Source organism: Weissella soli, from assembly GCF_001761545.1.
Lineage (GTDB): Bacteria > Bacillota > Bacilli > Lactobacillales > Lactobacillaceae > Weissella > Weissella soli.
The window spans coordinates 776,615-787,960 of the sequence record NZ_CP017326.1 but is presented as its reverse complement, the minus strand read 5'-3'; the positions used below and the strand labels follow the sequence as shown (position 1 = coordinate 787,960).

Annotated in this window: 7 protein-coding genes; 6 read left to right on the top strand and 1 reads right to left on the bottom strand. The window is 45.3% G+C overall.

Features of this window, described 5'->3' with window-relative positions; translation table 11 throughout:
- Positions 1-84 precede the first annotated feature (84 nt).
- A complete protein-coding gene (locus WSWS_RS03735) occupies positions 85-1,701 on the top strand; it encodes an ATP-binding cassette domain-containing protein (protein ID WP_070230021.1) in 1,617 nt (538 codons plus the stop codon).
- A 110-nt stretch (positions 1,702-1,811) separates the two neighbouring features.
- Here the strand turns inward: WSWS_RS03735 and WSWS_RS03730 are convergent, their stop codons facing one another.
- Positions 1,812-2,702, bottom strand: coding sequence for a LysR family transcriptional regulator (locus WSWS_RS03730; RefSeq protein WP_070230020.1), 891 nt, complete (start codon positions 2,700-2,702; stop codon positions 1,812-1,814).
- Positions 2,703-2,862: 160 nt separating this feature from the next.
- Between WSWS_RS03730 and WSWS_RS03725 the strand changes: the two genes are divergently transcribed.
- The 5 genes from WSWS_RS03725 to WSWS_RS03705 all read left to right on the top strand — a co-directional run bounded on the left by WSWS_RS03725 (position 2,863) and on the right by WSWS_RS03705 (position 11,329).
- A complete protein-coding gene (locus WSWS_RS03725; RefSeq protein ID WP_070230019.1) occupies positions 2,863-4,422 on the top strand; it encodes an acyl CoA:acetate/3-ketoacid CoA transferase in 1,560 nt (519 codons plus the stop codon).
- Positions 4,423-4,453: 31 nt separating this feature from the next.
- Entirely contained in the window at positions 4,454-5,389 is a 936-nt protein-coding gene (locus WSWS_RS03720; RefSeq protein ID WP_070230018.1) for a nitronate monooxygenase, read from the top strand.
- Positions 5,390-5,789: 400 nt separating this feature from the next.
- Positions 5,790-7,694 carry a DNA primase gene (dnaG, locus tag WSWS_RS03715; RefSeq protein ID WP_070230017.1) on the top strand — a complete coding sequence of 635 codons (1,905 nt, stop codon included), beginning with the start codon at positions 5,790-5,792 and terminating at the stop codon, positions 7,692-7,694.
- A gap of 23 nt (positions 7,695-7,717) precedes the next feature.
- Positions 7,718-8,851 (top strand): RNA polymerase sigma factor RpoD, encoded by a 1,134-nt coding sequence (rpoD, locus tag WSWS_RS03710; RefSeq protein ID WP_070230016.1) that lies wholly within the window; start codon positions 7,718-7,720, stop codon positions 8,849-8,851.
- Between the two features lie 252 nt (positions 8,852-9,103).
- Complete coding sequence (locus tag WSWS_RS03705; protein ID WP_070230015.1) at positions 9,104-11,329, top strand: RelA/SpoT family protein; 2,226 nt, start codon at positions 9,104-9,106, stop codon at positions 11,327-11,329.
- Positions 11,330-11,346: the final 17 nt, after the last annotated feature.

The following is an 11,346-nucleotide window of genomic DNA, read 5'->3' as shown; positions in this document are numbered from 1 at the left end:
GATTAGCAAAAAAACAGAGAATAGGATGCTGGCTAAATCTGGATTAATAATACTAAAGAAGATTACTGTCGTTGGAGAAGATGCATGATATATCACAACTATTCACACTATAAATTTTTCTGGCTGAATGTTTTTGGCCTGATCTACAGTACCGAGAACATTATTATGGCCTACATTGTCGGGACTTTGACCAACATGGCGACGCGTAATCAGTTTTCTAAAGTATCAACCTTTTTTATTCAGATCTTGATAGCCTTGATCATCGTTTTGGTTGCTAATCTGAGTTTCAATTATCTTAAGACCGACGCAATCAAGCAGACAAACTCTAAGCTCAGAGCGAAAGTATTGGGTGGGATGCTGCGAAATAAGCGGGAAGATAGTTCGAATTTAGGTTTTTTGACGAATGATTTCAAACTACTGGAAACGAATCGGTATGCGGCTGAGATCGAAATCCTGATCAATTTTTATACAGTTATTCTGGCATTGAGTTACGCATTGTATTTAAATTGGCGCATTACATTGATTTTCTTAATTGGATCCGTTTTGCCCACTATTGCTTCTAATTTTTTCCAAAAGGGTATTCAAACGGCTTCCGATGAGTGGACAGCCGCCAATGATAAGTATGTCAGCCAAACTAAAAATTTGTTGGCTGGCACAGCAACGTTCAACTTGTATGGCAAACAAGATAACGCCGTCGCACAGAATCGATGGACGATCAACCACTTAGAGGCAAAATTGGCAAAAATGAACCTACTTAACATCAATGCCAATGCCTATCTTAATATCATTGCCATCGGGGGGACTTTTTTAATACCATTTTTCGTCGGGATTGTTTTAGTTATCAAAGGACAGACGACGTTAGGCGCGCTTTTTGCAATCACGCAACTGTCTAATTCGTTTACTAATCCAATTTTACAAATTTTAAATCAACGGAATAACTTATCAACGACCAAGGGAATCGTTGATAAAATCAAGGCATTTATTACAAGCACCGATCAGGAAACCACGGATGCAATTGAGATCAAACAGTTTGATTCTTTGATAGTTGACGATTTGTCGTTAAAACGTCACCAACAGAGCCTTGCAAATCACATTGATTTCACCCTTAAAAAAGGGCAGAAGGTTGCAATCATCGGACCATCTGGTTCGGGGAAATCGACCCTGCTCCAGTTTTTGATGTATGGGGATTATGGACAAGCAAAGCGACTTTTGGTCAATCAAACCGAAATCCAACAAGGGTCCATAACGAAATTATTCGCTTACTCGAGTCAGAGTGCTGTGATTTTTGCGGATACACTTTGGTTTAATTTGACTTTGGGTGTAGATCTCGACCAAACAAAAGTCCTTCAAGTGTGTGAGGGGTTAGACTTAGGTAAACTCGTCAAAGAAAAGGGCCTTGATTATCACTTGGGCGATAATGCTGATCAATTATCTGGTGGTCAATTATCGCGAATCGAATTGGCACGAGCGATTTTAGCTGACCGACCAATCCTACTGTTAGACGAGGTTAATGCTTCGCTGGATAAAGCAACGTCTCAGGTGATTCATGACTACTTGTTTGCTTCAGATTTTACTTTTATCGAAGTGATCCACCATTACGAACCAGCAGAATTGAAACGCTATGACACGGTCATCGATTTCAATGAACATATTTTTGAAGATGCTGGTGGGAAAGTATTACCTGCAAATTTACTAAATTAGTTCGACAAGAATATCGTTAGCGCGTATGACGCTAAAAAGCCAAAGAGGTTAGCTTCTCTTTGGCTTATTTTTTTAATTAGCGCATAATTTGGCATGACTAAAAACCAGGGTTATTGGGTTTCACGAATGAAATTTGTCAACATTTTGACAGCTGGATTTGGATTTTGGCGGTTAGTTGCCAAAATGATTTTATAACAGTGGGCGGTGTTCGCTAGGGTTTTGAAAACGACCCCATTAGTGCTAAAGAGCGAGTTTTCCGGGAAAAAGGCGATCAACCGCTTCAGCCTAATGAGCATAAATAATAACTCCAGACTCTGGATACGGGTGATGCTGTGAAATGCATAGCCGTCTTTGTGCGCGTTATCAGTCAGACCATGCGGCTCAGTGACACCGGCATCAGAAGATATGAAAATGACATCGCGGTTAGCGAGGGCCTTGCTGGGTACCACGTCGTATTGGCAAAGATCATCATCTTCGGCCACCGCAATCATCATATGACCTTCTTCCAGGATGGTTGTTTCAATTTGGGCAAAATCTCGGATGGCGCTGAGCGCATAATCACGTGAAAACAAAATATCGACGGTTTGCGACAGCAGGGCTTGATTATTATCACGAAAATTATCTTGCAAAAGGGTGATGTCAATTTCAGGGTGTTGCGCCATAAACTCGTGCAGCAGGGGGGACATTAACTGTGTCTCGTAATACGTCGTGAAACCAATTGATAAGGTTTGCTTATCAGTTGAGCCAATCGCGTAGGCCAGTTGAACGGCTTGTTCGTAATTGTTAACCAACTGTTTTGCGTGATTATAAAACTGGCGCCCAGCTGCGGTCACGGTGACCCGGTTCTTTTGCCGGATAAACAGGGGCGTGCCAATTTCCTCTTCAAGATTTTTCATTTGTTTACTAATGGCCGTCTGCGAGACGAAATTCTTTTGGGCTGCGGCTGTGAAACTAGCTAGGTCAACGGCGTCAAGAAAGTAGGTAAGGCGTTCAATACTCATAAAACCCTCCTGGATCAACTTTTGGTTGGGGTAACAAACTTATCGTTTGTGTTCAATCATTCACAATGATACTACACTAAACCTTGTTAGTAAGTGATTTTATTAACAATATAAGATTTTTATTAGATTATTTTGAACCTAAAACTAAGAAGTAACAACCATGAGTAAGGTTATTTCAGCAAGTGAAGCTGTAAACTTGATTAAAGATAATGACACAATCGCAGTCAGTGGGTTTGGCCTGGCCGGAGTCGCTGAAGAGCTATTAATGGCTTTGGAAGAGCGGTATGCAACTGAAGCCCATCCCCAAGGATTGACGGCTATGCATTCCAGTGCGGTTGGTAACCGTGATCAAAAAGGGATGAGCCACTTGGCAGCCCCTGGTTTGTTGAAGCGTTGGATTGGTGGTATTGCGTCGGCATCCCCACGAATTGCTGAGGCGATCAATAATAATGAGCTAGAGGCATACAACCTACCACAGGGTGTCATCACACGTATGTATCATGACATTGCCACGAAGGGACCTGGTGTGATCACCAAAATTGGCTTAGGCACCTTCGTTGACCCAGAATTAGAAGGTGCCAAAATGAACACCAAGACGACTGCAGATATCGTGACCAAGCTTTCTTTGGATGGTGATGAATGGCTGCGGTATCCGACCTTTCCAATTAACGTGGCGCTGATTCGTGGTACGTATGCGGATGAAGCTGGTAACTTGACCCTTGATAAAGAAGGGTTGGACATGGAAGTACAAGCGATTGCCCAAGCCGCTCACAATTCAGGGGGCATCGTGATTGCCCAAGTGGAAACGGTGACTGAAAACAACACCTTACATCCTAAGCAGGTCAAGGTACCGGGTATCCTCGTTGATTATCTCGTGGTTGCCCAGCCTGAGAACCAATTCCAAACGGAAAATACGTTGTATAACCCTGCCTTCTCAGGGGAAGTCCGGGTACCGTTGCAGTCAGTGACAGTGTTGCCTTTGGATGCCAAGAAGGTCATCGCCCGTCGTGCAGCCATGGAATTACGTTCAGGCGCCATCTTGAATTTGGGCGTTGGTATCCCAGTGAACGTCTCAGCGGTTACCGCTGAAGAAGGTGTCAGCAATGACTTTGTTTTGACCACCGAAGCGGGTTCCGTTGGGGGTGTGCCAGCTGGTCTGAAAGACTTTGGGCATGCCTATAACTCACAAGCCATTGTTGATATGGATGCTCAATTTGACTTCTATGATGGTGGTGGAATTGATCTATCCGTGCTGGGATTGGCACAAACCGATGCCCTGGGGAACGTCAACGTTTCCAAGTTCAACGGTCGTGTCGCCGGGGCTGGTGGCTTTATCGACATTTCACAAACAGCTAAGAAGCTGGTCTTTGCGGGTACGTTCACGGCGGCTGGTTTGAAGGAACACATCGCCGATGGCAAGTTGGTCATCGATGAAGAAGGCCGTTTTACTAAGTTTGTGGCGCAGGTTGAGCAAATTACCTTCTCAGGTAAATACGCTGCCGCTAACCAGCAACCAGTGGTTTATGTCACTGAGCGCGCTGTCTTTGAACTGACAGCAAGTGGGTTGATGTTGACGGAAATCGCACCCGGCATGGACTTAGACAAGGACATTTTGGCACACATGGACTTCAAGCCACTCATCAGTGATCATTTGAAGGAAATGGATGCTGGTTTGTTCGCCGAAAAATGGGGCGGGTTATCAGCCCTAGTTAACCAATAAAAATACGCAAGAAAAAAGAGGAATAGGTATCATGGCAACTGTTGCAGAAATTCTAGGAACAAAGTATCCCTTGATTCAAGGGTCAATGGCCCGTATCTCACGTCACGAATTGGTCATTGCAGTGTCAAACGCTGGTGGACTGGGTGTTTTGACGTCAGCTGGGTTTGATAAGGAAGGCTTACGCGCGGAAATCCGTAAGGTGAAGGCTGGTACTGACAAGCCTTTCGCTGTGAACTTGATGTTGATGATGAAAAACATTCCTGATATGGTTGACGTGATCATCGAAGAAGCGGTACCAATTGTGATGACTGGTGCTGGTACGCCAAAGGTTTACATGCCCGCCCTGACCGCAGCCGGGATCAAGGTGATTCCCGTGATTCCTTCAGTTAAATTAGCTAAGAAGATGGAAGATTTGGGTGCTGTGGCCGTAGTTGCCGAAGGGATGGAGTCCGGCGGCCACGTTGGTGAGACGACGACTATGGCACTCGTGCCACAAGTCGTGTTAGCTGTGAACATCCCCGTGATTGCCGCTGGTGGTATCGGTGATGGCCGCGGTGTAGCGGCTGCTTATGCTTTGGGTGCGCAAGGTATCCAGGCGGGGACGATTTTCTTAACGGCCGATGAAACCCCCGTGCCAGAGGCCTTCAAGCAAGCCGTTTTGGACGCCAATGACACAGCAACGACGGTGACGGGTCGTCGCTCAGGAGCGCCAGTTCGCTCCATCAAGAATCCGATGATCGCTAAGTATCTGGAGCTTGAGTACTCAGGGGCTTCACGAGATGCCTTGGAAGAGTTGTCTTTAGGATCTTTGTCAAAGGCTGTCTTTGAGGGGGATGTTGAAAATGGTTCCGTCATGGCTGGCGAGATTGCAGGTATGGTTAATAGCCAGCGTCCCGTAAAGGATATTATTGAAGGTTTGTTCAATGAAGCTGAAGCAGTGGTGAACCACTTGAAGATTACGTACTAGCCACGATTAGGTACCCAGTCATCTGGTGCATTAACGAAAGAAACTAGCAAATTAAATTACCGCTGCAAAAAGGATCCTTATGAGTGATGAGGATTCTTTTTTGGTCGCAACGCTTATGCGTCAGGAGTTCAAAAGCGCTGGGGGTCCTTTTTTCAAAGTCATTGAGCTTAATAGTTGATGACAACCTCTTCTTTTTTTCTAGTTTACATAATATATTTACACAAAATTCCAATCCCTATGATAGCGGGCTTCTGCTTCAAAAGAGCCCCTTGACAAAGGGGTTGCTTTTTTACTTATTGTGCGTATAATTATAGGAGCTGTAATACTATTTTTTTGCTTTGATTTATGCAATCTAAGCATACTGATTATGTTGTAACCAATGTAAAGAACGGAGGTTGTCATGGCGACACGTATTCCTAATGAAGTCGTGGAAGAAATCCGTCAACGCATTAATATTGTTGACGTGATTAGCCAACACGTACAACTCCGTAAACAGGGACGCAATCTGTTTGGATTGTGTCCTTTTCATGAGGAGCGCACCCCATCATTTTCGGTCAACGAAGAAAAGCAGATTTTTCATTGTTTTTCATGTGGCCGCGGTGGGAATGTTTTCAGCTTTTTGATGGATTTGGAAGACTTGAGCTTCCCCCAGGCCGTGGCCAAAGTTGCGCCAATGGCGGGCATCGAAATTGCTGAAGATGTTTCGGAAACAACTGCTAAGCCAGTTGATCCCCAGATCCAGGCCTTACTTGACTTGTACGCCGATGCTACAAAGCTGTATCACCATTTCCTGGTGAACACAGCCGTCGGCGAACAAGCCCTTGACTACCTCCATGAGCGGGGGCTCGACGATGGCACGATTGATGCCTATAGTCTGGGTTTTGCGCCGACAGGGGATGTCTTACTAAAATATTTTGAAGAAAAAAAGATTGATTATCAATTATTACGCGCCTCGGAATTATTTGTCACTTGGTCGGATGGGACACTCCATGATCGTTTTAACGATCGGGTACTGTTCACGATTCGTAATGCCAAGGGGCAACCAATTGCCTACTCAGGCCGTAAGTTAACGAGTGGCGATGATGAGCCCAAGTATATCAACTCACCAGAAAGTCCACTATTTGAGAAGTCACGTGAGCTCTTTAATCTAGATATGGCCAAGAATGCTATTCGTAAGTCGAAGCAGGTCATTTTGTTTGAAGGGTTTATGGATGTGATTGCGGCCTTTCAAGCGGGCATCAACAATGGGGTTGCCTCAATGGGCACCAGTTTGACACCGGAACAAGTGCACATTTTGAACCGGATGGCCGAAAGTATCTCGGTTACTTATGATGCCGATAGTGCCGGTCAAGCAGCCACCAAGCGCGCCTTAGATTTAATTGCGATGAACAGTCAATTAAAGGCCCAGGTTGTGCATATCCCGGACAATCAAGATCCAGATGAATTTTTGCGTAGTCATGATTCAACAGCGTTCACAAATGTGTTTGTGCATAATACGGAAGACCCGGTGGCCTTTAATATTCGCTATCTCCAGACTGATCGCAATATGAATAATCAGGCGGAAGTGTTTGCCTATATTGCAGACGTGTTGCCGGTGATTGCCAGCGTGGATGAACCATTGATTCGTGAAACGTATTTGGCACAATTATCCGATGCCTATCATATTTCGCTGGCAGGGTTGCAACAACAAATCCAACCGCTGTTACTGGCAAAGATTGCGCAGGGCCAGGGTGGTGCCCGGCAGACCCAGACTCAGTCACGTCAGCAAAATGCTGGGGCACAGACGCCTTGGCAAAATGACACCCGTTCCTGGTCGGGGGCTGCCCAGCCCACTTTGCGGCCACGGTCATCACGTGGTGAACAAGCTGAGCAAATTGTGCTCGCGTGGATTTTACGTGATCCGCTTGTTTGGCTCAATGTCACCAGTCGTGAGGATTTTCATTTCAACCAGGCCAACTATGAAACCCTATTATTGTTAGCGTCAGCGTATAAAGATGAGTTTGGGGGCAATGTGCCAGTCGATGCCGCCCGGTTTATGGACTATGTGCAGCGACCAGATTTGACACGGATCATTGCGAGTCTTGATGACATTGACGATCGCTTGTTTGACACTGACGATTACCAAAGCCAAATCGATGATTATATCCGGGTAATTATGCAGGAAAGTCCCCTTGAAGACCAAATTAAGCAGGTTCGCCGTGAGCTTTCTGAGGCTAGTCAAGTGCATAATCAAGCGTTAGTGGCACAATTAACCATCAAGTTAGTTGAACTAATGAAGCAAAATCAACCGCAACGCAAGTCTTAAATGAAGATAAGGAGCCTTTTAACATGGCAAATAAGAAAAAAGTAGCAACTGTTGAATTTGATAAAGCAGTTTTTGATCGGGCAACTAAGAAGGTCATCAAAGAATTTAAGGCCGATAAGGAAATCAAGGAATCTTCTTTGCAAGAGACCTTGGTGAAGGCTTTCAGTTTGAATGCGGATCAGATCGATGATTTGTACGATACAATTGAATCAGCCGGGATTGCCATCGTTGATGAAAAGGGTGAACCTTCCGTACGTGCTTTGAACAACAAGAAGACCACTTTGACTGAAAAAGAGTTGAAGCAATCTGCTGATGCACCAACTGGGATGAAGATCAACGACCCTGTGCGCATGTATCTGAAGGAAATTGGCCGAGTTTCACTGTTGACTGGTGCCGAAGAAGTTACCTTGGCTGAGCGTATCGAACAAGGTGATGATTCAGCTAAGCAAGAATTGGCTGAAGCCAACCTCCGTCTGGTTGTCTCAATTGCTAAGCGTTACGTTGGTCGTGGGATGCAATTCTTGGATTTGATTCAAGAAGGAAACATGGGTCTGATGAAGGCCGTTGAGAAGTTTGATTATCGCAAGGGATTTAAGTTCTCAACTTATGCTACTTGGTGGATTCGTCAAGCGATTACCCGTGCCATTGCCGACCAAGCACGGACGATTCGTATCCCCGTGCACATGGTGGAAACGATTAACAAGTTGATCCGTATCCAACGTAACTTGTTGTCAGATTTGGGTCGTGAACCAACGCCTGACGAAATCGGTGCCGAGATGGATATCGCCACTGAAAAAGTCCGTGATATCTTGAAGATCGCGCAAGAGCCAGTGTCATTGGAAACACCAATTGGTGAAGAGGATGATTCCCACTTGGGTGACTTCATCGAAGACCATGAGGCCGTGTCTCCAGCTGATTCAGCAGCTTACCAAATGTTGAAAGAACAATTAGAATCTGTTTTGGATACGTTGACTGATCGTGAAGAGAACGTGTTGCGGTTGCGGTTTGGTTTGGAAGATGGTCGGACGCGGACTTTGGAAGAAGTGGGTAAGGTCTTTGGGGTGACGCGTGAACGTATCCGTCAAATCGAAGCTAAGGCCTTGCGTAAGCTACGCCACCCATCACGTTCAAAGCAATTGCGTGATTTCTTGGACTAAAAACAAGTGCCAAACATTTATTCGGACAACCAGTGGTTTCTCAGAATAAGTGCACAAGCAAATAAAATTTCCAAAACGGGTAAAATGCTAGTGTTTTACCCGTTTTTTGAGTACAATAAAGATTAGCCCTAGTCAAGCTTTCACAAGCTGATTAGATACATAGCAAACAATTTAGTTTACTGCGTAAAATACGGTATTGGACTGCGGGTACTAATCCCAATCGGTCCGGTATCGATAACAAAGGATTAGATTATGGCAGAAGCAAAAGTATTAACTTGGATTGAGGTGCATGACCTTTATGCATCTTATATGAACGACGAACATATTACCAAAGTTGATCAGGCATTTGAGTTTGCATCCAACCTGCATAAGGATCAAAAGCGCAAGTCAGGTGAACCTTACATTATTCATCCAATTCAAGTGGCCGGTATTTTGGCCGAGCTCCATATGGACCCCGACACAGTGATTGCGGGGTTCTTGCATGATGTCGTTGAAGATACGGATGCCACGTTGGAAGACGTTGAGGCTGCCTTTGGCAAAGACGTTGCGGGCATTGTTGATGGCGTGTCAAAAATTTCAAAGATTGAGTATAAATCAGCTTCAGAACAATTAGCTGAAAATCACCGGAAGCTGTTATTGGCAATGTCACATGACATTCGGGTGATCTTTGTAAAGTTGGCGGATCGTTTACACAATATCCGTACCTTAGGGGCTTTGCGTGAGGACAAGCAGAAGCGCATTGCCTCAGAAACATTAGAGATCTACGCCCCATTGGCAGATCGTTTAGGAATTATGACGATTAAGTGGGAGTTGGAAGATACGGCGCTACGTTACCTAGACTATGAAAGTTATCATTTTATCGCGCAGTCAATGCAATTGCGACGGCAAGAACGTTTGGACATTGTCGAACATGCGGTGCAAGACATTCAAACTTCCATTGATGAACTTAAATTAAAAAATGTGGAAGTTTATGGTCGGCCCAAGCACATCTATTCGATTTATCGTAAGATGCAAGACAAGCATAAGCAGTTCGATGAAATTTACGATCTGTTAGCGATTCGAGTACTCGTTGATTCCGTGCCCGATACGTATGCCGTGTTGGGTGCGATTCATGCGCGATGGACGCCCATGCCTGGTCGTTTCAAGGATTACATTGCTTTGCCTAAAGCCAATGGCTATCAGTCATTACATACTTCCGTGATTGGTCCCGGTGGCCGCCCATTGGAAGTACAAATCCGGACGCATAAAATGCATGAAATTGCCGAGTTCGGGGTCGCTGCCCACTGGGCCTATAAAGAAGGTAATTTTGCCGGAGCCGACGTACAAAACACCGACCAACAGAAATTGAATGTGATTCAAGGTATCTTGGAATTGCAAAAAGAATCTAGTGATTCTGATGATTTCATGGAGTCTGTGAAGGGTGATTTGTTTTCCGACCGCGTCTATGCGTTCACACCCAAGGGCGATGTCTTTGAACTGTCAAAGGGTGCTGGTCCGCTAGACATGGCCTTCACGATTCACACCAATGTCGGTACGACCACCACGGGTGCCAAGGTCAATGGCAAAATTGTCCCTTTGGATTATGAAATTAAAACTGGCGATATTGTCGAAATCATGACCAGTGCCAACGCCAAGCCAAACCGTGATTGGTTAAACCTGGTCAAGACCCGGCGGGCACGTAATAAGATCAAGCAATACTTCCGCAAGCAGGATCGAGACGAGAACATCACCGCTGGTAAGACCATGTTGGCCAGTTTCTTGACGGAAGAAGGTTACGATGCTGACGAGATCATGTCAGATGAGAATGCCTTGAGTGCGATGGAGCGGTTGCACTACCATTCCGTGGACGATATGTATGCGTCACTTGGTTTTGGCGAATTGTCACCTCAGGGCGTGGCCAACCGCTTTACGGAAGACATTCGCGCGCGTGAAGAAGAAGAACGGCTAGCGGCCGAGCAAAAAGCCCTCTTTGAAGAACATCAAACGGTGGACGTTAAGAAAAATCATCATAACAAAAAGGGCGATGATCGCATTGTCATTCAGGGGATTGATTCAATGTTGGTCCGTTTGGGGCACTGTTGTACACCGGTACCCGGGGATGAGGTCGTCGGTTATATCACTAAGGGACGGGGTGTCTCAGTGCACCGCGTCGGCTGCCCTAATTTAGCCGCCGCCACTGAAGTGGGTCAACGGACGGTTGATGTTGCTTGGGAAGATCCTGAGGGTAACACCAAGCGCGAGTACGATGCTGATTTGGTTATCTTGGGGATGAACCGGGGTAAGCTGTTGAATGATGTCATTCGGATTGCCAGCAACACGACGAAGTCATTGAACTCAATTAATGGCCGTATTGATAATAACAATAACGCCATTATCACGATGACAGTCGGGGTGCGTAATTTAGAGCAACTTGAACACATCATGGATACCCTGAAGAACATCAAAGATATCTTTGAAGTTAAGCGGGCCTTTAAATAAAAAATTGATTAAGATGG